The organism is Blautia fusiformis, from assembly GCF_020686995.1.
Taxonomy (GTDB): domain Bacteria; phylum Bacillota; class Clostridia; order Lachnospirales; family Lachnospiraceae; genus Blautia_A; species Blautia_A fusiformis.
This window is the reverse complement of record NZ_JAJEPT010000013.1, coordinates 67,617-88,377: the sequence shown is the minus strand read 5'-3', so window position 1 is coordinate 88,377 and position 20,761 is coordinate 67,617. Positions and strand designations below refer to the sequence as shown.

Below are 20,761 nucleotides of genomic sequence, written 5' to 3'. Positions count from 1 at the left end.
GCTGCTCGATTTACCGGCAGCCCTTTTTCCAGGAAGAATAATCGGAGGTTTGTATGAGATACATAAAAGAAATCATGATCGTGGCAGTCTGCCTGATGGTACTCAGTTTTTGCGTATGTACCGGTTTTGGCATTTACTTTATGTACCGGGAAGGTGTGCAGGAATATGAAGACCTGCGTACATACGTCAAGGAAACAGATGAGGATGACCACACAGAAGGAACAGACGGAAGCGATGGGAAACAGACCGTGGTTGATTTTAAGGCATTAAAAAAGATCAATCCGGATATCGTTGCATGGATCCGGATCCCAGATACCAGCATTGATTACCCGGTAGTTCAGGGAAACGATGACTCCTATTACCTGACACATACTTTTAAGAAGACAGAACATGTGGCAGGGGCCATTTTCCTGGATTCCGATAACAATGCCGATTTTTCTGATGACAAGAACATCATTTATGGTCACAATATGAAAGATGGCAGCATGTTCCGCGGACTTCGAAATTTCCTTGGCGATAAATTTTTAAAAGAACACCATATCCTCTATCTGTATCTTCCGGATGAAGGGGTATGGATCTTTGTGATCGTAAAATGCGAGTATACACCGGCAGATGGAGATGCTTTTTTACTTGGAACGCAGGAAGAAGTCCCGACGCTTCTGCTTTCCACCTGTGGAACAGATGCCTCCAAACGTCTGGTCATATGGTGTGAAAGGCAGGAAGAGAAAGGTGGGCAGATAGAATATTCTGACGAGGAAGCAGAAGTACAGGAAGCTACGGATGATCTTGCTTTCTTAGATGGGGAGTTTGTAGAAAACGAAACCCATGATTTTATTTAAATGTTTGCAGAAATTTAATGGATAATTTCTAAAAAATATAACATTTTAATTTTCAGGTCTTTCTGGATGGACAGGAACAATAATAGTCTATCCGGGAGGACCTTTTTTTTATTGCAAGAATGGCGTAAAATGGCACTTTTGATGGAAATACGATTGCAGAAAAATGAAAAAAGAAATATTAGTTCTGACTATCATGTCCAGTATGCCGCAAATCATTTGGAGAAGGCGAAGGACGTGTTTATGAAAGCGATGAAGATCCTCTGGATTTATATAGCCCAGTGGAAGGAAAAATAGAAATTAAACTGAGATGATAAAAAAATATAGAAAAAAGAATTGACAATTGTATTCTACAGTTGTAGAATACAATTAACTTCTACAGATGTAGAAAATAAAATTCTAGGAGAATCCACGATGAAGACAAAATTTATGACACTTATGACGGTAGCAACACTTGGGATTTTTTCAGCTGCAACGGTTATGGCAGCAGGAAATAACGATTTCTATACACAGCCGCCGGCTGGATCTGAATGGGAAAAAGCAGATACGGAAGGTACCTATGCAAGCTATACGAACGGAAATGATTATGTAAATATCTATAAATATTCACTGGAGGATGTCAAAACAGGGATTGCCAAATGCAATGACACATACGATGCCTGCTATCAGACAATTTATTCAGAGGGAAACAGCCTGTATATGGCAGTGGGATATGCAAAAGATGCAGATGACATCAGTGACGTCAGAAAATTTGTAGAATATATTTCGTATCCTGGAAATCCTTCACTTACCAGACAGGAGAATGAAAACCAGACCGATGATTCTTCTGATGATTCTGATAAGGCAACTACAGATACTGCCAGTCAGAAGTCAGGAGGAGATTCAGATTCCTCCGATACAGAAGAAAATGCTTCTGCAAAATCCTCGGACAGCAATGATGATTCCGATATCCTTTCTACCTCACCAATGACATTAGTTGACAGTGATGGAAATACCATTGAGATTAATTACATTCTTCACAAAGATTATTCTTGTGAATATCGTGGAGATGATGGAATGAACTATACCGATAATGGGGATGAGACTTATACCGACGAAAATGGAAATACCTACTCAGCTCTGAATGATGATACTCATCATCTGGGACATACGTTGGAACAGCATGACCTTCAGGATGCAAACGGTAATACTGTGACGGTTACGGAAACTACAAATGGTGATTATTATTTCCAGGACGAAAATGGTACAGGATTTACGGACAATGGAGACGGGACATGGAGTGATGAAAATGGCAGCAGTTATACAGAAATAGACTGATAGTGGTCAGTAGCTGCAGGAATGGCAAGGGCATTTGCAAATTGTGCAAAAGCCCTTGCCATTTCCGTGAACCGTGGTAAAATAGAGTTATTCCTACATTTGTAGAAAATATGTAACAGGAGGTATGAAAAAGTGAAAAAAACTTACCAGAGACTTCCGGAATCAGAGCTGGATATTATGCTCGTTCTTTGGAATAATACTCCGCCGATGACCAGACCGGAGATTGAGAAAGTGATCACTATGAAGAAAAAACTTGCATCAACAACAATTTTGTCATTGCTGACCAGATTGGAGAACAAAAATTTCGTGGAAGTGACGAAACAGGGAAAAATGAATCTGTATACACCCCTGGTTTCGCAGTCAGATTATCAGGCACATGAAAGCCAGAGTGTTCTTGAGAAACTTTATGGGAATTCACTAAAAAAGTTTGTAACTTCACTTTATCATGGAAAGAAGATCAGCTCGGAAGAAGTCCAGGATCTCAGTGAATTTCTTAAGAACCTGGAGGACAGGGAGGAATAGCGAATTATGGAGGTTTTCATTCTACACATTCTGAAACTGAATGTTATTGCAGCAGTAGTAATTTTACTGGTAAAAGTGCTTGCGACTCTGTTTAAAGGACGTGTATCAGCGAGATGGAAGTACCTTATCTGGCTGTTGATTACGATAAGCCTTTGTGTTCCGGTGCGCCTTCCGGCGAATCTGGCACTGGTGGATTTCAAAGTACTTAGAAGCAGTCAACAGAATACGCAAAGCCCGAAGATAACGGATTACGCAGTCAGACCAGAGGAAAGTCAGAAGATAACAGAAAACGTATCATCTGCGAGCAAAGACATGAAAAATCTGACAGAAATCCCGGAACAAAAGAGAACTGTCAGGTACGAATCAGATAAATGGCTGGGAATTGTGGCTTTGATTTTTGCTGCTGTCTGGCTGAGCGTAGCGGTACTTAAACTGACGGGAGAATTGCTGGCATATTATTTTTCTATAAGGAATCTGGAACGGATGAGTCTGCAGGTAAGTGATACGGTGAGTATTCAGATGTACCGTGCAGCGTGTCAAAAGAAGCACGTACGCAGAATACCGGAACTCAGGCAAAACGCAGGTCTTACCACACCGCTTCTTGCAGGACTTTTACATACAAAATTGTATCTACCAGCAACCGGGTATTCAGCAGAAGAAAGAAAACTTATCTTTTACCATGAACTTACACATTATTGCCATCGGGATCTCTGGTATAAGATGCTCCTTCGAATCTGTGCATCGATATACTGGTTCAATCCCTTTCTTCTTATCATGCTGAAAGAAGCGGATAAGGATATTGAGAATCTGTGTGATACAGCAGTTGTTCGCAGAGTTAATAAAAAGGAACATAAATTATATCGACAGCTGCTTCTCAGGACAGTAGCCATGGAAAATCAGATTCCATATGTGACAGCAAGTCTTAATGACAGCGAAATGGTGTTTAAAGATCGGATTCTGTATATGGTGAACATTCGGAAACTCCGCAAAGGAATTCTTCCGGGAATTCTTGTGACGCTGCTGCTTGCAGGCGGTAATCTGGTATTTAATGTCTCTGCCGGGACAGATACAGTTTCAGTAGAGACGGAGAAGTCTGGTATTGAAAAAAATGCAGATCCAGAGAAAAATAATGTACCGGATTATGCACCATTTTCTGAAATGGTAACTATGCAGAAAGCTGCTGAAACCCAGGACGAAGGAGGAGTGACAGAGAATACAGATACAGAGGATTCTGTAGACGAAGAGGAAAAAGCAGATGCGGAAACAAACGATGAACCTGCCATGGAAAACAGCGGACAGGTAAGTGAAACGACCGATGATGGAATTACCTCTGACAACAACGGGTCTGTTTCATCTTATGAAAATCTGCCAGCAGGCGTACCATATACCAGTGGATTCAGTACTACTTCCGGTGTAGCATCAATTGTAGCACCGGGTGGAGGAGATGAAGAATCCAGAGTTCTTTACGATAACGGAGATGGGACCTATTCTGATTATTATGGGAGCCGATACAGTTATCAGGGAGATGGAAACTGGGCAGATGCCAATGGAAATTCATATCGTACCTGGAATGACGAAGGTTATCATTTCGGAAACCAACTGGAACAGCATGAACTCCAGGGCAGTAACGGTACTGTTAATGTAATAGAAACAACAAACGGAGATTATTATTATTGTGACGCAGATGGGGTCGGATACACAGACAATGGTGACGGTACCTGGACGGATGAGAATGGGAACATCTATACAGAATAAAGGATTTGTCCGATCGATGCATATTCAAATGATATTATTTCAGAAGAGGTATTGTATATGACCTACAATTTAGTAGAAATTCAGAAAAGACAGGAATCTACTGACAAATTTGTTCAGAAAGTTGGTAAAACTTTATGGCATTACACTTCTTTTCCAGCCTTGGATGGAATTTTAAGGAAAAAAGAGATTTGGTTTGGCAGCGCAACGAATGTGAATGATGCAAAAGAAGTGATTGGGTTTATTGATAACCTGAAGCAGAACATTGAGAACGGTCTTACCCAAAATAATATAAAACCCAAATGTGATGTTGATAAAATATTTAAAGAAATATATGACAGAACATCGCAAAAACACCTTTTTATGTTCTGTTTGTCACAGGCATTAGACGATGCAGCTCAATGGGACCGCTATGCCGATTATGGACGTGGTGTTGCAATAGAATTCAATACCGAAGCATTGCACAACTTGTTATATTATCATGGGATGATCATTGGCGAACAGTATTATACTCAGGAGACCAGGGATCATGAATTATACAAATTATTGTCTTCATATATTTCCACTGGAATTCTGGAAGGATTTTCCAACTTAGATGGATTCATTGATAATTTAGCATTATGTGCCCTTATTCACAAACATCCTACATTTACTGCTGAAAAGGAAATCCGAATCGCACCATATTTTGTAACGGACAACGATTCTCATATCGAATACAAAACATTCAATATAATAAAAGAGTTCTACATTTTAGATTTACAAAAAGTCTTAGAAACAGAAAATATGCACAGGGAAGATATTATCAATTCAATTATTATCGGACCACGTTCATCCCAGAATCCAAAAGATTTGGAAAACTACTGCAGACATCTTGGATTGCATAAACTGGCTCAAAATATAAAAGTATCTGATTGTCCATTGCGTTAATAGATAAGAGGTTCCACTTACAGTGTGGAATCTCTTTTTCTGTCGAAACTCATCTATCGATTTTTGTTGTTGTCGGTTGCTTCATATAGTACACTGTCGTTATAATTATTAACCGGCAATGGAAAGAATGAGGAAATCGTATTGGATACCACAGATTACACTTCATGTGCAGAGATTGAAGAAGCAAATAAAGCGTTTTTCGAAACCAAAAGGAATCGAAAAACGCTTTTTCATATATGACATATAAAAAAATGGAATCATAAACGATAGCATATTATTTGCGAATATCTACCAGTCCCTTTTTCAGTATATATTCCGAGAACTCATATGAAGCTCCGTCTCCAGTCACATTCAGATACAGATTTTTGAGGTCACTTTCATTTACGATCCAGGCCATGTTCAGCTGTACACTTTCGCCTGGTTTTATAGAGGAAATGTAGTTTCCACCATTGCCATAATTTTCAGAGACACTATAATATACCATTCCTCCAGTCTTTGCCACGCCGTCCCAGCTAATGTAGTCATAGCCATCGCCGGCCTGTTCTGTTGGAATGTAAAGCTGTACTTTTCCATTTTCCTTAGTCAGGGTCAGTAAAGCACCAAGATAAAGCATATGGTCGATTTCCTCATTTGAATGATTGGTATAGGTAACTGTAACATAGACCAGTTTCTGATTCACTTCCTCTGACTTCACAATTTCATCCAGGGAATCGATTCCGTCGCCAGATTTCACATAATTCAATGTGTTTGTAGATAGCTTTCCATCAGCATCAATGGCTTCCGCCCATTCTTGTGGTATTTTGTCCGGATCGAGAAGCTGAAGATCATCAGAAATTTGAACAGAATCTACCTTTACAGAAATCGTTTTTTCCAGATATTCACCATTTGTGTTTTCACCAATCACATCCAGATCAAAGGTGTCACCAATTTGGTAAATGGGTAGTTTTTTCTCATTTACAGAAGTACTTATTTCATCATTATCATCTTCTGTCTTTTCAGATATCATCTCTCCGCTCCATGTAGGTAATCCGGCGGTCTTTACCATAGTCGTGTTTCCCTCAATCACCAGATTTTCTGCAACTTTTATGGCTTCATCCTTTGACACATCATCTCCGATGTAGATCATAAGCACACGATATAAATCCGGGCAGATAAGATAAATTCTCTGGTTAAGAGCCCCGTTTTCGGTAATGCTATTATATTTGAGATATATCCCCTGGTATTTTCCAAATGTACGCTCTTCACTATCAATAACATTCTGATCCTGTACTACCTGTCCCAGATCATTTTTATCCAACAGGACAAATGAAAAACTGAACCCGCCAGTCATGTCATGCTCAGGATATTGGAGATGGTACTCGTCAATCCAGCTCATGCCCTCCGGAACATATTTAGTAGACAGATCTACCTCTGGGACCTCATCTGGAAGTACGGTCTTCTTTGCTGCATCACCAGCATCAATTTTGACTGAAACACCATAAGAACCCTGTTTTTCCAAAAACCAGTGATACAGATTTACTCCTGCATATACTGCCGTGGAAACTGCCAGCACACACGCAGCTGCCACTGCGGCAACTTTCGGAGCTGTCCATCGTTTTCTTCTTCGCAGATTCGCCACTTTATTATCCGCCAGCTGCTTTGCCACCTCATTTTGAATCATATTATGGATAAAATCCGGTGTTTCGGGAATATCGTTTTTCATATCTTCTAATCTCATATTGACACCTCCTGTAATTCCTGCCTTAATTTTCCTCTTGCCCTTGCAAGTCTCTTTTGAACGGCACCTTCCGATATTTCAAGGATCTGGGCGATTTCTTTTACACTGAAATCTTCTATATAGTATAGAATAACGGGTAAACGCAGTTCCTCTTTTAAGGAATTTACGGCTGTATATAATTCACTGTAATTCTTTGTTTTTTCTAATTCCAGTTCCTGTCTGTCAGCTAGATTTTCCAATGGGATAAATTTACTGGATTTACGCACAAGACTGTAACATTCGTTGATTAAGATACGGATTAACCAGGTCCGGGCATAGTTATCGTTTTTTAATGTACCGACGTTGGAAAAAGCCTTCACAATTGTTTCCTGAATAGCATCTGCACAGTCATAGTCACTAAATAAAATTGTTTTTGCAGTTGAGTATAATTGTCTTTCTGAATCTAGGATCAGAGATCCAAGTTGTTCCTTTGTCATTTAAACACCACCTCTTTTTTTGCCAGCCAGCATTTTCTTTACATCTATTAGACGTGCAGAAATCAAAAATATCCCTAATAATTTATTCTTTTTCTTATAAATGGACAAGTTCGTGGTTTTGCACAAAAAAATGTCTACTTTCAATAGTATTCCATAATGAATGAGATAACTACCAAAAAGATTAATCATTTGTTGGACATTCTTTCGCTCTCCGATGTGAAAAAGAAAAAAATCTCCAATCTGTCAAGCGGATTGAGGGCAAGGTTTGGAACTGCATAATTCCGACCTCAAAGCTGCCGGAATGTGAAATGCGGCTGCGCATTATCAATCAGCGAGGCGAAGATCACAATCAGGTTTCTATTCGTTATCTGTCCGAACACTTGGAAATTGATGAATCTGTTACAACGGAACCACGATTGGAAGATCTGTATCTGTGGTTGTTTCCGCAGACAGATTTGGAAAAGGAGGACAGATAATATGCGACCCCGGATAGGATCAAATCGGCTTTGGAAACTTATCAAAGCTGCGGTCGAGAATATGGGCCGGTCGAGGAAGATGGCTTTCATCTGGCTGTATATATTGAAAAAATCGTCCCGATCCGTCCTTTACTGAACGGTCTGTCCGAAGCGTTTGCTGATCCATTAACAGACATTGGTGCTGATTTAATGGATATTGACCCGAATGACATTAACGGAGCCTATTATGAAAAGTGCGCAAAACATTTACAGGATGTCATGCGGAACGAGCAAAGAGAAAACGAAACCGCACAGCAGAAAGCTCTTGAAAAATATTCAGAACTTGATACGCCATTTTATCTTCATTCTGGAATTTCTAAAGATGCCTTTGATTATATTGAGTTTTATATTTTGTTCCTTGCTATTTTGTGCGTGGCAATCGCAGTACCTACTTTCGCTGGAGAATATCAAACGGGCGGTGACAGCATCCTGCGAACCACCGAATACGGGCGTAAACAATTAGCAATTACCAAGATTCTGGCGGCATTTACACTTTGCGTTTACACAAACCTATGATGAATTTTACGGAAATATTGTAGCTAATAGCATTGTTTATGCGTTGAAAATATCTGAAAAATTGATGATAGTAGAAATATAATATTAAAATAAAAAATTGTTTTACTATAGAGAAATATATAGTATAATACAACCATAAGAAGTGATAAAAAAATAACAAGTTGACCTAGCCAAACATAATAAGTTTTACTGTTGTGTTTGGCTTTTTTTATTTGATAGCCAGAGCGGGAAGTGAGGTGTCTGCAATGCTAATTTGTGTTATCTTTGATTTGGGAATGGCAGTGATTATGTTTTTATTCGGAATCTGCTTTGTAAAATCAAATGGAAAGGCCGCTGCATTTTTGTCTGGCTATAATATGAAATCTAAGGAAGAACGAAAACAGTATGATGAAAAAGAAATGTGCAGAGTATATGGAAATCGGATGATGTGGATGGCACTGCCATTTGTAGCCGGGGCAGCCATAGATTTATTATACAGTGGAATCGGGTGTCTGGCAGCGTGTGTAATATGGACCGTTCAATTTGTTTTATTGATGAAAGAACGTATGAAACGAGAAAAAATAGAAAAGAACATTTAGGCAAAAATTATATGCGAAAGAAGATATACAAGCTATCCAGGAACAGGATAATTCTCGGGAACAAGAGGAACTTTAATTACTTAAAGGAGATGACGTGAATATGAGATGTCCATATTGTGAAGGAAAAATGCGAAAGGGTCAGTTGCATGCGGTTGGTGCAGGGGCAGGACTGGAGTGGAAAGAAGGCTCTGAGAGTTTGCGGTTAAATACGGATCCAGAGTTGGCAGCAAGGATATCTGGAGACCGCATAGCTGCCTATAATTGTGATTTTTGCAGAAAGATTATTGTCCCTTACGAATATTGAGATTTTCAATTCTTTGAAAAATATGCTTTAAGTAGAGATGGGAACCAATTGAATTCGAATACGATTAATTGCGAGGAATCAGGCGATGAAGATAAAACGTGGAGATATTTACTATATAGAGTTGTATCTGGAACCTGGAAAAATTTCTGACCACAATAAAAGAAGCAATGGAACATTGTCATTTACCGGAGTGGAACTAATGGATGCTATTGTGTCAGCTGGGATGCCAGATATATATTTGAACAAGGCGAACAAAAGAAATCGTAAAGAGGAGATATATTTCAAAATTAAATTGTTTGAAACATATGTTGCTTTATTGCCAAACGGAGAACTTTTATTCGATCCTGCAAGAAAAGTCTATTTGGATAGTACAGAAATTGGTGCAATTAATTATTGGATTGGAATGATACTTATCACTGTACTGGGAAAGAAAAAATATGGTTATGAGTATATGGTTCACTTATCGATGATATCAAACTTTAGTTCACATCCACGTATAAAAAAACATCGATTTTTTTCAGTTAATGGCAAAACTACATACAAATCACCGGATCTAATAGCAATAAACAATTCGAACCGTTATTATGGTGTTTTCGAATCAAAAGGTTATAGCGCTTATGATTCAAATGCTATGGAACGTGGTTATATTCAAGCAAAATCAATAGATAAGATAAATGGAAAACCTCCAAAAAATTCTTTAGTTGTAATGACCGTAACAGGAAAGAGAATAGAGATAACGGAAAAAGACCCAGAGGGTGGAATGGAACAGATTGAAGTCAATTTAAGTTTCCTGCAAATATATCATTATTTGCCGATTGTTGAGTTGATTGTGGAATTAGGCCCAGAGGAACAGGAAGACTGGACATTTGGTTCTCTCGTATATGAGGAAGAAAAGTATTCTATTGGAATTCCTACGGTTTTGTATAAGGAACTTCTGCCAATAGCAGAAGGTAAGGAAGAAAATTTACTGGATGAGTTTCTTGAAAAAATTTCTTCTAAGGAAACATATTTATTAGATATCGTTCCGGATGAGGCAAGGCAGCATATTCTTCATGTAAAATAGAAATATGGAACCTTAAATCTTTATCAACAAATTAATGTAGATGTGGGAGGAAAGGGATATGAAAAAAGAATATAAGGTACTTATTTGTATTCTGGCTTTGATATTCAGCATAGGTGCGACTTGCATAGGTTTTGGATTGATTGGGAGCTCTTCTATGAAATTTGGAATGAAATAAGTGTGTGATTTCGTTTTTCTGATGCAAACAATAGCTACATGCTGGGTTGTTATAGAATTGCTCAAAAAGTAAGCTTATTAGAGGGCTTTGAGTAAGTACCAGTATCTGACATATGAGAGGAAGGCACTGTTATGGATGGTATAAGCAGCAGGAAATTAACATGGGGAATTTGCATCGTTGGAATTGCGATTGCGATAATAAGCTTCTTTTTCTTACCGGAGATTATTCCCGTTCACTTTGCTGGGAATGGAGTCGCAGATGACTTTGGCAATAAGATAGAAATTTTTTTAATGCCGATACTCCTTCTGGCTGTTACAATCTTGAGTGGTATAAAAAGTATAAAGTATGTTCTGATGCATTCGAAGACTTGGCTAACAGTTGGTCAATATAACCTGATGATTGATTGTATTTTAGGAATTATATTGATCGCAGAAATTTTTATGATTTATGCTTCGTTTGTTTAAAGGCTGATCTATAAATAAAGAAGCAGATATATGGCAGTTTCTGGTTCATTGGGCAGGCTGTTTTATATCAAAGTGTGAAGAGGAGCTGGTTCATGATGAAAAAAGTAATTCCAATTATTTTATTTACGGTATCAGCAATATTGCTTTCTGCATGTGGCAGAAAAGAAGAACTGTACGAGATTCCTGACCTGTCACAGTACAAGACAGATTATGTAGGAGATTCTTCGAATGTTATAAATATTGTAAGTGGGCAAGAGTATCCGGAAGGATATTCTTATGATAGCATACAGATACAGTCTGAAACGAAGCCTTATGGATTAACAGTATTTCTAAAAGTTGAGCCGTCTGCAGTTAAGATTGAAGATGAATTGCAAGTTAATGCGGATATGACATTTGATTTGATTGGTAATTTGGAAACACTTGATTATAAAATAGCGGATAGCAAGGAAATCATTGCATCGTATGAACGGTAGATCATTCAGGGTTAATATTTTGTCTGCTATTATGTAGTAAGAAAAATAGGAAAGCGAAATATATATTTGGAGGACAGCAATGAGAAAATGCGAAAAGTGTGGAACAGTCATGAGAGCGGATTTAAGACTTAAAGTTAATGGCGGTGGCTATGGGATCATTGTAGATGTAGATGAAAAACAAAAAACGACAACTATAGATGATGTTAAAGTTGCAGTCTGTCCAGAGTGTGGACATACAGAAATGTATTTAGAGGATTTAACTAAATTGAAGTAAAATTAGATATGATTGAAACAGGATAAAAAATTTTGATGGAATGCTTGTGGAGAAAATAAATATGAAAAAACTTAATTATACAGAAGATTTATTGAGAGTTATCTTCTTTTGGATAGGAATATTCTTTCTTGTTTCCGGTGTCTTAAGTTTTCTTGGAATATCAAAACCAGCAGTAAACTCAGGCATTCAGAATCCAGACATGTTGGGAACTGTGTTTTCTATAACGGGAGTGCTTTTGTGTATAATAAGTGCTGCTCTGGGAATTTATACTGCAAAGCTTGATAAATTACATTTACAATTAATCGAAAATGGTACAAAAGTGAAGGGCTTGGTAGAAAAAGTATATTTGCAAAAATACACAAGATATAGAAGACAGATTCCATACAGGATTTTATATAGTTTTACATATCATGATAAAGTGTATTATCACAAAAGCCGTTTGGTATGGGAAAAGCCGGATCTTAAAAAAGGTGACTTGATTACCGTATATGTAAATAATCTTGGTAAATCAACAGTTTATAATTGCAATGAAGCGGTCTGATATCTAGCCTCTATATTTCGGAAAATACTGCACGATCTGTGGTTTACAGAAGAGCAGCTTCAAAGAATGCTGAGGATGAAAAATGCAAATCCATCAGATGTATGGAAATTCAGAGATTATTAATGGACAAATTGAAAGCTGAAAGGAAAACGGCCTATCCGTTTTCAACATTGGCGGATCCGTCTGCTAATAAGTGGTTTACAAATCAAAAAACATGGTAAGAGTATTTTCATAATTCTGTTCAATTTTGTCTATGTTTTCGAGAATTCTGTTCATGTACAAATGCAACTAAATTAGAGTATAATAAGGGAAACCATTAAAACTGGGTTTTCCGTATTGGACATTCCTGTGATGGCAGGAGTGTCCTTTACATATAGCGGTAAATTCTGAAGTAGTTGGCATAGAAGTTCATAAGGTAGTTGATATATGCTTTAAATCTTTTCATTTCGTTTTCCTCCTTTCTTTATCTTACAAGCATATTATAATATCAGAAGACGTATATTACTTGCCAAATGGGAAGAAAAAGTAGACAAAACTTGCAGGAGATTAATTGGAATGTACTGGTAAGAGTATCACAGACATTTGCCTAGATGCAGGAGTTGAGAGCCAAAGGACATTTAACCGGGTATCTCGTGAAAGATATAAAGTAACGTCAAGGGAATACCGGAATCTTTATCGTGAACAATATATAAGTCAGACCCAGGATGAAATATCTGGAATGGAGAAATAGGATGGCATTTATAATCTGTATAGCAGCACTCATAATCATGATGTTTGTATTTACCAAAATGTTGTTAAGTTTTGGCAATAACAGCAGTGCGGCAGTTGAATCTGTTGATGCGACTGTAGTTGAAAAGAAGCAAGGAATCTATACCCATATGCAGTCTGAATCACATGTACCTTGGTTTCGCGTTGTATTTGAGATGACAGATGGAAGTTTGATGGAATTTCAAATGCAACAGGGAGATTTTCGTGAATTGGAAAAAGGCGATCGAGGTATGCTGACTTATCAGGGAAATCGGTATATATGTTACCAAAAATATAAATTTAAAAGTGAAGCACAGGAGGAAGAAAAATGTTAAGTGAAAGCATTGCAAAACTGGTACAGTATGGGATTACAACAGGTCTGACACCAGAATGTGAAAGAAATTACACAACAAATCTTCTGCTGGACGTTTTTCATGAGGATGACTATGAGAAACCGGACAGCATTGAGGAACCTGTTAATCTTGAAGCAACATTGGGCGAATTGCTGGACGAAGCTGTAAAAAGAGGACTGATCGAAGACAGTATTGTATACCGGGATCTATTTGATACCAGATTAATGAACTGTCTGATGCCGCGTCCGGGCCAGGTGCAAAAAGAATTCTGGGATAAATATAAAAAAAGCCCAAAGGAAGCAACCGATTATTTTTATAAACTGAGTCAGGATAGCAATTATATCCGCAGATATCGCGTAGAGAAGGATCAAAAGTGGAAGGTAGACAGTCCATACGGTGAGATTGACATTACCATCAATTTGTCCAAACCGGAAAAAGATCCAAAAGCAATTGCCGCGGCAAGGAATGTAAAATCCGGAAGCTATCCGAAATGTCTTCTTTGCCCGGAAAATGAAGGATATGCAGGACGTGTTAATCATCCGGCAAGGCAGAACCACAGGATTATTCCGATCACAATCAATGATACTCCTTGGGGATTCCAGTATTCTCCGTATGTGTATTACAATGAGCATTGCATTGTGTTTAACGGCCAGCATACTCCAATGAAAATCGAGAGAAATGCATTCATTAAACTGTTTGATTTTGTAAAACTGTTTCCGCATTATTTCCTTGGATCTAATGCAGATCTGCCGATCGTAGGCGGCTCGATCTTAAGCCATGATCATTTCCAGGGTGGACATTATACATTTGCAATGGCAAAAGCACCAATTGAGCAGCACGTGGTACTTCCGGGATTTGAAGATGTAGAGGCTGGAATTGTAAAATGGCCGTTATCTGTACTTCGTATTCGTCATAAAGACTCTAACCGTTTGGTAGATCTGGCAACACATGTGCTGGAAGTATGGAGAGGTTATACGGATGAAGCAGCATTTATTTATGCTGAAACCAATGGAGAGCCTCATAATACAATTACACCAATTGCACGTAAAGTAGGGGATATCTACGAATTGGATCTGACATTAAGAAACAACATTACAACAGAAGAACATCCGCTGGGTGTGTATCATCCGCATGCAGAATATCATCATATTAAGAAAGAGAATATCGGCCTGATCGAAGTTATGGGCCTTGCAGTTCTTCCGGCCAGATTAAAAGGTGAGATGGAACTTTTGGAAGAGTATATTCTTGAAGGCAAAGATATTTCTTCAAATGAGCAGATTGAGAAACATGCAGAGTGGGTTAAGAAGTTCCTTCCGAAATATCCGGAAATCACAAAAGAAAACATCCATGGCATTCTTCAGAAAGAGATTGGAATCGTATTTACCCATGTTCTGGAAGATGCAGGAGTATACAAATGTACGACCGAGGGAAGAGAAGCATTCATGCGTTTTCTTGAAACATTATAAAAATTGAAATAAAAGGATTCTTTGGGAAATGGGAGGTAAGTGAAACCTCCCATTTTTTTTTAAGGAAGATGATGAAAATAGAATATTTTTTATAAGGTGTGAAACCTTCCTAGGCTTTTCTTTTAGATGTAAGAAGAAGTAGCAGTGGAACAAAAATAAAGATCCTCCATAGTGCAGGAATGGTGATATTGTTTCGGAATGCAAATGCACTGCCAGAAGAATCTGCCGGTATGTAAATGCGAAGATCTACAGTACAGGATGAACTTTCATCTCGTATATCTAAAGGAAGCTGAGAATGATATACTTTGCCTTCATGGGTGAATTTAACAGGCAGTGCCCAGTAATAATGACGCGGACTACCAAAATTATAAAGATAATATCCGTCTGCTTTGATTAAATTTGGATTTTCATGGTAAAGAAAATAGTTTTTATTGGCATAAAAGAATGTCCCGCCCATTAATAGAAGCCAGATCAGCACCAGTGCAGCTTTATTCAAAAAAGGACTATCAAATACTCTTTTCAAAAAATCACCTCCTGTTAGATAAGGACATTTTATCAAATGAACCAGGAAAATTCGATAGAAAGAAAAAATTTATTATTATGAGAACCGATTTGCTTGTATCTGCATCTGATTAGTGTAAAACAAACACGTGTATAATCCGGCCGGACAGAAGGAGAAAACAGAGAAGCGATTTTGTATAGAAGAAAATAAGTGAGATCTGATTAGGTGCTGTCGTGAATCAGTCAAGGATGAAAAATCCCTGACCGGTCATGGCAGCCCTTTTTTTCCTGTTTTCAGGGTTCTGTTCACAGAGAAAAAGGAAAGTGTCTGAAAGTACCCCAAAAGTGCTAAATGTGAGATAAATGATGATGCGGTGTTCCTATCCGTAAAAGAGCAGGGGAAAAATGTTTTGTAGAAATCAGCTTACTGTTTGTAAAAGAAAATGTTTTTTCCAGCAGCCTTGGTTATTTTTTATTAAATCGGAGATATTAAAATCAGACGATTTAAAAAGTTTGTCTGAATGCTGTTTATCGTTAAAAACAGGGGGCATGGATGGGAAAAAGAAAAGAGATAACCGGTAAGGATAATGGAAAGCAAAAAATGTGGATAATGATCACTGTCATCATAGTGTTCTTTGCTATGGCTGGCTATGCAGGAATGTCTTATTACTATTCAGACAGATTTTTTCGGGGAACAACGATCAATGGAATTAACTGTTCTGGAAAAACATCGGAAGAGGCAGAACAGGCGGTTGCTAAAAAAGCAGAGGATTATCTGCTGGAAGTAAAGGCAAGAAATCTGAAATCACAGAGTATCAATGGAAAATTGATCGGATATCGTTATGTTTCGGATGGCAGTATTTCCCAATATCTGGATGAACAAAAACCATATAAATGGGTTCGGGGATTTTGGAAAAAGCAAAATTATACAGCCAAGGAAAACATGACCTATGATAAAGTGAAGTTAAAAGAACAGATGGAAAAACTGGAATGTGTAAAAAAAGAGAATCAGACAGCACCAGAAGATGCTTATGTAGCTTATAAAGATTCGAAGTTTGAAATCGTACCGGAAACAGAAGGGAATACCCTGGATTTCAATGGAGCTTATCAGGCACTGTCAGAAGCGATTACTGACAAAAAAAGAACGATTGACCTGAATAGCTGTCCGGCTGTTTATGTAAAAGCGGCAGTAATGAAAGATGATCCAGATCTTAAAAATTCATTGGAAGAATGCCAAAATCTGATCCGGACCAAAATCGTATATATATTTGGAGAAGAAACGGTAACATTGGAGGGGGACGAGATCAGAAACTGGCTCATTTTTGATGAGAGAGGACGGCTGCAAAAAAATGAGGATGAACTGAGACAGTACGTGGCAGAATATGTGGCAAAGCTGGCTGCCACACATGATACCGTAAATACAGAGAGGGAATTTTGTACAACAAGCGGACGTACTGTTCAGGTGTATAGTTCCGTTTATGGATGGAAGATCGATCAGGAAAAGGAAATAGAAACCATTATGCAGGAAATGATTGCAGGAGTACAGATAAACCGGGAACCGGTATACGCTATGCGGGCAAATGCACGGGGTATGAATGATATAGGCAGCACGTATATTGAAGTGGACCTGTCTGCACAGCATTTATATTACTATCAGGATGGTTCGATCATTTTGGAATCGGATATTGTGTCAGGAGATATGCAGTATGCAGAACGGCAGACACCACCGGGAATTTTTCAACTGTATTACAAGAAAAGTCCATCTGTGCTGAAAGGAAAGATGTTGGAAAATGGGAAATATGAATATGAAAGACCAGTAACTTACTGGATGCCTTTTAATGGGGGGATTGGATTTCATGATGCTTCATGGCAGCCATACTTTGGAGGAAATCGTTTCCGAGAAGGTGGTGGATCCCATGGATGCATTAATCTTCCGGCGGACAAAGCGGCAGAACTTTATAATAGGATAGACGAAAGTGTGCCGATTGTCTGTTTTTATTAAAAATGGGCAGGATATATAGTTTTATATAGAGGTTTGTTTATAAAATGGAAGATCTTAATTGGTCTTCTGTTTTTTTATAATTATCAGCAATAGTTTCATGGAAGAAAAGTGTGTATGTTCCATCCAGATATGGAAAGAAGTCTTTGACCATTTTGACCGGCAACCGAAAAAAATCGAGATAAATGAGAACTATTCGATTGATGATGATGCAAAGGAAACCTTGCAGGAGAAAAGCAAGAGGATGCTGGTTACAGAAGCAAGCCAACGGGAAATGTAGCTGAGCGAAGTGACTTGCCTAAGTAAATTGAAATGGAAATATGGCTGATAGTGTGATATGATTTGAATGGCAAAAGATATTTTAAGGAACAGACATATTAGCGTTAAGTTTGCTAAGGAGAATAATATGGAATGGTTTGGAATTGCAGCATTATTGCTGCTACTTTGTTATTCGGCGTATCCGGGAAAAGTAAAGCGTTTGGAAACGAAAGTAAAACGGTTAGAGAAAAAGCAGAGAGGAGTGGCATATATGTCAAAGCTGATTAATGATCTTGTAGGAAAACAGTGTATTATCAGATCAGAGTTCATTTTTAGTTTTGCGGGAAAAACTGAATTATCCTGCAAGATAATAGACGCAGATGATGAATGGATAAAAATTTGTTATACAGAGAAAAAAGATAAGCAGGTAGTTAAGCTGATGCGGATTGAAAATATTGAATCAATAGAAGAACAGTAAGTTCTATTTTGGAAATTCAGAGGAGTAAAGAGCATGGATTATAATTTACAAAAAAATCAAAATGCAGAACAGACTTATCATTCTATTCGTAATTCTATTGTGTCTGCACAACATCGTTTAAGCACAGCGGTAAATTCTGCTATGGTAACAACTTATTGGGAAATTGGAGAACAGATTTTTAAAGCATGTGGAGAAAATGATCGCGCAGAATACGGAAAGAAATTATTGGAATATCTTTCTGAGCAGCTGACCGCAGAGTTCGGAAAAGGTTTTGATAAATCGAATCTTCGTAAGATGAGGCAGTTTTATTGCACTTTTCCAATTCGAGACACACTGTGTCCTGAATTGAGCTGGTCACATTATCGTGTCTTGATGCGTATAAATGATGAACAGGCAAGAAGATTTTATATGGAAGAATGTGCAAAAGCAGCATGGAGTGTTCGTCAACTGGAACGGCAGATCAACACGATGTATTATCAGCGTATTTTAGCAAGCCAGGATAAGATAGCGGTTGCAAATGAAATTCAAATAACAGAGCCAAAACCAGAATATGAGAAAATAGTGAAAGATCCTTATGTTATGGAATTTCTGCAGATTCAGCCTGACACACATGTATATGAAGGAGATTTGGAACAGGCATTGATTGATCATCTTCAACATTTCCTTTTGGAACTTGGAAGAGGATTTTCATTTGTAGCACGCCAGAAAAGATTTACATTGGATGGACAGGACTTTTTTATTGATCTGGTATTTTACAACTATATTTTAAAATGTTTCGTTCTCATTGACTTGAAAATGGGTAAACTGACCCATCAGGATCTAGGACAAATGCAGATGTATGTGAATTACTATACTCGTGAAATGATGAATGAAGGAGACACGCAGCCTATTGGAATTGTACTTTGTGCAGATAAGGGAGATTCTATTGTAAAATATACGCTTCCTGAAGATAATCACCAGATATTTGCATCGAAATATTTCACCTATCTGCCGTCAGAGGAAGAATTGAAACGTGAATTAAATTTGAAAGAATTTTACAAAAAAGAATAAAAACGAAAATACAAAGCGGAAGTTATAGTAAAGGAGATTCACAATGAAGTTTTGGATTTTTATGTTGATTATGGATTTGCTTCTTCCATTTACGATGATTGGTTTTGGAAGATATTTTATGAAAAAGGCTCCAAAGGAAATAAATTCAGTATTTGGATATCGAACTTCGATGTCTATGAAGAATAAAGACACATGGGAATTTGCTCATAAATATTGTGGTAAAGTCTGGTATGTCTGTGGAATGGTTATGTTGCCGATAACAGTAATATTCATGCTTTTAGTAATTGGAAAAAATGAAGATTGTGTTGGGAGTATGGGAGGAATTATTTGTGGTGTTCAACTTATTCCTTTAATTGGGTCTATTCTCCCAACAGAAATAGCATTAAAAAAGAATTTTGATAAGAATGGAACAAGACGATAAAGTTTGCAGAATCAAGAAAATCGGAATTTATAGGAGAACATAGATATGAATATAGAATTAAGAAAGTGGTCGGTTGAAGATAAAGAAGTATTAATAAAAATGTGTAATTCAATTGATAGAAGTTTTTTATCTGATAGATTACCTAATCCATATACAAATGCATCTGCTGAGTGGTGGTTAACCATGGTAAAAGACAACGAAGGTAAAAAAGGTGTCTTTCGAGAGATTGTTGTTGATGGTAAAATTGTAGGAACGATATCTGTTGAACAGAAGGACGATGTGTATCGCAAGGATTCTGAAATTGGTTATTATTTATTGCAGGAAGTATATTCAAAAGGCATTATGAGTGAAGCAGTAAGACAGATTTGTGAAATTGCATTTGAAACATTAGACATTATCCGTATTACAGGGCTTGTATATGAAGCAAATATCGCATCAAGAAAAGTGTTAGAAAGAAATGGCTTTTTACTTGAAGGAAAAATGGAAAAAGCAGTTATTAAGAATAACAATATTTTTGATTTATGTATTTATGGGAAAGTAAGATAAATTTAGAATTTGAGGAGGTGGAAAATGTATTTCACGGATGAGAAAGATTACATTATGCGAATGATAAAAGAAATGGTGAGAATATTATTCTCTTTAATATATGGGAAAAAGTATGTTTCTGTTGAGCTTGAAAAAGAAAACAAATATGAAGTGTCAGGGAAAAATTTGAAAAGTTTTCTTGATATGATTGATTCAGGGCAAATTAACGAAGCAGAGAATATACTTTTAGATAACATTGATTATGCAAATAATGATGAAGTGATGGCGGCAGCTCTTTTCTATCAATACCTTAGTGAGAAAGATAGTGAGTTTTTGATTAACAACAATTATACAAAAGAAGAAGTGCTTTCTGGCTTTAAGCAATTACTTGTGCAGTCAGGATATAATAATTTGTTATATATGATTAAGGATGATGAGTAATGCAGAAAATCCAGTTTGTAGAATTCAAAAATTTAATATGAAATATGAGATAGAGCGTATGGAAATAATCTA

Annotated in this window: 27 protein-coding genes; 24 read left to right on the top strand and 3 right to left on the bottom strand. The window is 37.4% G+C overall.

Annotated features, from left to right (window positions below):
* The first annotated feature begins 53 nt into the window (after positions 1 to 53).
* The 5 genes from srtB to LKD46_RS11935 all read left to right on the top strand — a co-directional run bounded on the left by srtB (position 54) and on the right by LKD46_RS11935 (position 5,354).
* Positions 54 to 839, top strand: a complete 786-nt coding sequence (gene srtB / locus LKD46_RS11955) for a class B sortase (protein WP_059085779.1) — start codon at positions 54 to 56, stop codon at positions 837 to 839.
* A gap of 411 nt (positions 840 to 1,250) precedes the next feature.
* Positions 1,251 to 2,153 (top strand): hypothetical protein, encoded by a 903-nt coding sequence (locus LKD46_RS11950; protein ID WP_015542765.1) that lies wholly within the window; start codon positions 1,251 to 1,253, stop codon positions 2,151 to 2,153.
* 132 nt (positions 2,154 to 2,285) lie between these two features.
* Entirely contained in the window at positions 2,286 to 2,675 is a 390-nt protein-coding gene (locus LKD46_RS11945; protein WP_059085781.1) for a BlaI/MecI/CopY family transcriptional regulator, read from the top strand.
* 6 nt (positions 2,676 to 2,681) lie between these two features.
* Positions 2,682 to 4,430: a M56 family metallopeptidase gene (locus LKD46_RS11940; protein ID WP_015542764.1), complete on the top strand. Its 1,749-nt coding sequence runs from the start codon at positions 2,682 to 2,684 to the stop codon at positions 4,428 to 4,430.
* Positions 4,431 to 4,487: 57 nt separating this feature from the next.
* Positions 4,488 to 5,354, top strand: coding sequence for a DUF2971 domain-containing protein (locus LKD46_RS11935; protein ID WP_055056206.1), 867 nt, complete (start codon positions 4,488 to 4,490; stop codon positions 5,352 to 5,354).
* A gap of 274 nt (positions 5,355 to 5,628) precedes the next feature.
* Here LKD46_RS11935 and LKD46_RS11930 read toward each other — a convergent pair whose 3' ends face one another.
* Positions 5,629 to 7,071: a DUF4367 domain-containing protein gene (locus tag LKD46_RS11930; protein WP_110103110.1), complete on the bottom strand. Its 1,443-nt coding sequence runs from the start codon at positions 7,069 to 7,071 to the stop codon at positions 5,629 to 5,631.
* Complete coding sequence (locus LKD46_RS11925; protein WP_110103111.1) at positions 7,068 to 7,547, bottom strand: sigma-70 family RNA polymerase sigma factor; 480 nt, start codon at positions 7,545 to 7,547, stop codon at positions 7,068 to 7,070. Before LKD46_RS11925 ends, LKD46_RS11930 begins: the two co-directional genes overlap by 4 nt.
* Before the next feature lie 506 nt (positions 7,548 to 8,053).
* Here LKD46_RS11925 and LKD46_RS11920 point away from each other — a divergent pair.
* From LKD46_RS11920 to galT, 12 genes are all read left to right on the top strand, one after another.
* A complete protein-coding gene (locus LKD46_RS11920; protein WP_226844624.1) occupies positions 8,054 to 8,578 on the top strand; it encodes a hypothetical protein in 525 nt (174 codons plus the stop codon).
* Positions 8,579 to 8,823: 245 nt separating this feature from the next.
* Positions 8,824 to 9,156, top strand: a complete 333-nt coding sequence (locus LKD46_RS11915) for a DUF3784 domain-containing protein (RefSeq protein ID WP_055056119.1) — start codon at positions 8,824 to 8,826, stop codon at positions 9,154 to 9,156.
* A 100-nt stretch (positions 9,157 to 9,256) separates the two neighbouring features.
* On the top strand, positions 9,257 to 9,460 hold the full coding sequence (locus LKD46_RS16885) for a PF20097 family protein (RefSeq protein ID WP_055056118.1): 204 nt from the start codon (positions 9,257 to 9,259) through the stop codon (positions 9,458 to 9,460).
* Positions 9,461 to 9,545: 85 nt separating this feature from the next.
* Positions 9,546 to 10,523, top strand: coding sequence for a hypothetical protein (locus tag LKD46_RS11905; protein WP_055056117.1), 978 nt, complete (start codon positions 9,546 to 9,548; stop codon positions 10,521 to 10,523).
* A 306-nt stretch (positions 10,524 to 10,829) separates the two neighbouring features.
* Complete coding sequence (locus LKD46_RS11900; protein WP_110103112.1) at positions 10,830 to 11,162, top strand: DUF1648 domain-containing protein; 333 nt, start codon at positions 10,830 to 10,832, stop codon at positions 11,160 to 11,162.
* A 92-nt stretch (positions 11,163 to 11,254) separates the two neighbouring features.
* Positions 11,255 to 11,635, top strand: a complete 381-nt coding sequence (locus LKD46_RS11895) for a DUF4825 domain-containing protein (protein ID WP_055056114.1) — start codon at positions 11,255 to 11,257, stop codon at positions 11,633 to 11,635.
* A 79-nt stretch (positions 11,636 to 11,714) separates the two neighbouring features.
* Positions 11,715 to 11,909, top strand: a complete 195-nt coding sequence (locus tag LKD46_RS11890) for a zinc ribbon domain-containing protein (RefSeq protein WP_110103113.1) — start codon at positions 11,715 to 11,717, stop codon at positions 11,907 to 11,909.
* Between the two features lie 61 nt (positions 11,910 to 11,970).
* Entirely contained in the window at positions 11,971 to 12,450 is a 480-nt protein-coding gene (locus LKD46_RS11885; protein WP_110103114.1) for a hypothetical protein, read from the top strand.
* 12 nt (positions 12,451 to 12,462) lie between these two features.
* The gene (locus LKD46_RS16880) at positions 12,463 to 12,573 is read left to right on the top strand and encodes a DUF2316 family protein (RefSeq protein WP_158526445.1); all 111 of its coding nucleotides are present in this window, start codon (positions 12,463 to 12,465) and stop codon (positions 12,571 to 12,573) included.
* 427 nt (positions 12,574 to 13,000) lie between these two features.
* The gene (locus tag LKD46_RS16770; protein WP_110103116.1) at positions 13,001 to 13,180 is read left to right on the top strand and encodes an AraC family transcriptional regulator; all 180 of its coding nucleotides are present in this window, start codon (positions 13,001 to 13,003) and stop codon (positions 13,178 to 13,180) included.
* 1 nt (position 13,181) lies between these two features.
* A complete protein-coding gene (locus LKD46_RS11870) occupies positions 13,182 to 13,532 on the top strand; it encodes a DUF2500 domain-containing protein (RefSeq protein ID WP_158526443.1) in 351 nt (116 codons plus the stop codon).
* Positions 13,526 to 15,016, top strand: a complete 1,491-nt coding sequence (gene galT / locus LKD46_RS11865) for a UDP-glucose--hexose-1-phosphate uridylyltransferase (protein WP_110103117.1) — start codon at positions 13,526 to 13,528, stop codon at positions 15,014 to 15,016. Before LKD46_RS11870 ends, galT begins: the two co-directional genes overlap by 7 nt.
* A gap of 109 nt (positions 15,017 to 15,125) precedes the next feature.
* Here galT and LKD46_RS11860 read toward each other — a convergent pair whose 3' ends face one another.
* Positions 15,126 to 15,539, bottom strand: a complete 414-nt coding sequence (locus tag LKD46_RS11860; RefSeq protein ID WP_044961941.1) for a hypothetical protein — start codon at positions 15,537 to 15,539, stop codon at positions 15,126 to 15,128.
* A gap of 531 nt (positions 15,540 to 16,070) precedes the next feature.
* Here LKD46_RS11860 and LKD46_RS11855 point away from each other — a divergent pair.
* The 7 genes from LKD46_RS11855 to LKD46_RS11825 all read left to right on the top strand — a co-directional run bounded on the left by LKD46_RS11855 (position 16,071) and on the right by LKD46_RS11825 (position 20,689).
* A complete protein-coding gene (locus tag LKD46_RS11855; RefSeq protein ID WP_021652238.1) occupies positions 16,071 to 17,519 on the top strand; it encodes a L,D-transpeptidase family protein in 1,449 nt (482 codons plus the stop codon).
* Positions 17,520 to 17,616: 97 nt separating this feature from the next.
* Positions 17,617 to 17,796 (top strand): hypothetical protein, encoded by a 180-nt coding sequence (locus LKD46_RS11850; protein WP_015525005.1) that lies wholly within the window; start codon positions 17,617 to 17,619, stop codon positions 17,794 to 17,796.
* 126 nt (positions 17,797 to 17,922) lie between these two features.
* Positions 17,923 to 18,252 (top strand): hypothetical protein, encoded by a 330-nt coding sequence (locus tag LKD46_RS11845; RefSeq protein ID WP_015525006.1) that lies wholly within the window; start codon positions 17,923 to 17,925, stop codon positions 18,250 to 18,252.
* A gap of 33 nt (positions 18,253 to 18,285) precedes the next feature.
* The gene (locus LKD46_RS11840; protein ID WP_110103119.1) at positions 18,286 to 19,302 is read left to right on the top strand and encodes a PDDEXK nuclease domain-containing protein; all 1,017 of its coding nucleotides are present in this window, start codon (positions 18,286 to 18,288) and stop codon (positions 19,300 to 19,302) included.
* Between the two features lie 43 nt (positions 19,303 to 19,345).
* Positions 19,346 to 19,723 (top strand): SdpI family protein, encoded by a 378-nt coding sequence (locus tag LKD46_RS11835; protein ID WP_015525008.1) that lies wholly within the window; start codon positions 19,346 to 19,348, stop codon positions 19,721 to 19,723.
* Between the two features lie 45 nt (positions 19,724 to 19,768).
* Entirely contained in the window at positions 19,769 to 20,269 is a 501-nt protein-coding gene (locus LKD46_RS11830; protein ID WP_110103120.1) for a GNAT family N-acetyltransferase, read from the top strand.
* 24 nt (positions 20,270 to 20,293) lie between these two features.
* Positions 20,294 to 20,689, top strand: coding sequence for a DUF6483 family protein (locus LKD46_RS11825; protein ID WP_015525010.1), 396 nt, complete (start codon positions 20,294 to 20,296; stop codon positions 20,687 to 20,689).
* Positions 20,690 to 20,761 lie beyond the last annotated feature (72 nt).

Excerpts from the sequence above, each read along its gene's own strand:
- srtB (WP_059085779.1), top strand. The coding sequence starts at position 54 with ATGAGATACATAAAAGAAATCATGATCGTGGCAGTCTGCCTGATGGTA.
- LKD46_RS11950 (WP_015542765.1), top strand. The coding sequence starts at position 1,251 with ATGAAGACAAAATTTATGACACTTATGACGGTAGCAACACTTGGGATT.
- LKD46_RS11940 (WP_015542764.1), top strand. The coding sequence starts at position 2,682 with ATGGAGGTTTTCATTCTACACATTCTGAAACTGAATGTTATTGCAGCA.
- LKD46_RS11935 (WP_055056206.1), top strand. The coding sequence starts at position 4,488 with ATGACCTACAATTTAGTAGAAATTCAGAAAAGACAGGAATCTACTGAC.
- LKD46_RS11930 (WP_110103110.1), bottom strand. The coding sequence starts at position 7,071 with ATGAGATTAGAAGATATGAAAAACGATATTCCCGAAACACCGGATTTT.
- LKD46_RS11925 (WP_110103111.1), bottom strand. The coding sequence starts at position 7,547 with ATGACAAAGGAACAACTTGGATCTCTGATCCTAGATTCAGAAAGACAA.
- LKD46_RS11915 (WP_055056119.1), top strand. The coding sequence starts at position 8,824 with ATGCTAATTTGTGTTATCTTTGATTTGGGAATGGCAGTGATTATGTTT.
- LKD46_RS16885 (WP_055056118.1), top strand. The coding sequence starts at position 9,257 with ATGAGATGTCCATATTGTGAAGGAAAAATGCGAAAGGGTCAGTTGCAT.
- LKD46_RS11905 (WP_055056117.1), top strand. The coding sequence starts at position 9,546 with ATGAAGATAAAACGTGGAGATATTTACTATATAGAGTTGTATCTGGAA.
- LKD46_RS11900 (WP_110103112.1), top strand. The coding sequence starts at position 10,830 with ATGGATGGTATAAGCAGCAGGAAATTAACATGGGGAATTTGCATCGTT.
- LKD46_RS11895 (WP_055056114.1), top strand. The coding sequence starts at position 11,255 with ATGATGAAAAAAGTAATTCCAATTATTTTATTTACGGTATCAGCAATA.
- LKD46_RS11890 (WP_110103113.1), top strand. The coding sequence starts at position 11,715 with ATGAGAAAATGCGAAAAGTGTGGAACAGTCATGAGAGCGGATTTAAGA.
- LKD46_RS11885 (WP_110103114.1), top strand. The coding sequence starts at position 11,971 with ATGAAAAAACTTAATTATACAGAAGATTTATTGAGAGTTATCTTCTTT.
- LKD46_RS11870 (WP_158526443.1), top strand. The coding sequence starts at position 13,182 with ATGGCATTTATAATCTGTATAGCAGCACTCATAATCATGATGTTTGTA.
- galT (WP_110103117.1), top strand. The coding sequence starts at position 13,526 with ATGTTAAGTGAAAGCATTGCAAAACTGGTACAGTATGGGATTACAACA.
- LKD46_RS11855 (WP_021652238.1), top strand. The coding sequence starts at position 16,071 with ATGGGAAAAAGAAAAGAGATAACCGGTAAGGATAATGGAAAGCAAAAA.
- LKD46_RS11850 (WP_015525005.1), top strand. The coding sequence starts at position 17,617 with ATGGAAGAAAAGTGTGTATGTTCCATCCAGATATGGAAAGAAGTCTTT.
- LKD46_RS11845 (WP_015525006.1), top strand. The coding sequence starts at position 17,923 with ATGGAATGGTTTGGAATTGCAGCATTATTGCTGCTACTTTGTTATTCG.
- LKD46_RS11840 (WP_110103119.1), top strand. The coding sequence starts at position 18,286 with ATGGATTATAATTTACAAAAAAATCAAAATGCAGAACAGACTTATCAT.
- LKD46_RS11835 (WP_015525008.1), top strand. The coding sequence starts at position 19,346 with ATGAAGTTTTGGATTTTTATGTTGATTATGGATTTGCTTCTTCCATTT.
- LKD46_RS11830 (WP_110103120.1), top strand. The coding sequence starts at position 19,769 with ATGAATATAGAATTAAGAAAGTGGTCGGTTGAAGATAAAGAAGTATTA.
- LKD46_RS11825 (WP_015525010.1), top strand. The coding sequence starts at position 20,294 with ATGTATTTCACGGATGAGAAAGATTACATTATGCGAATGATAAAAGAA.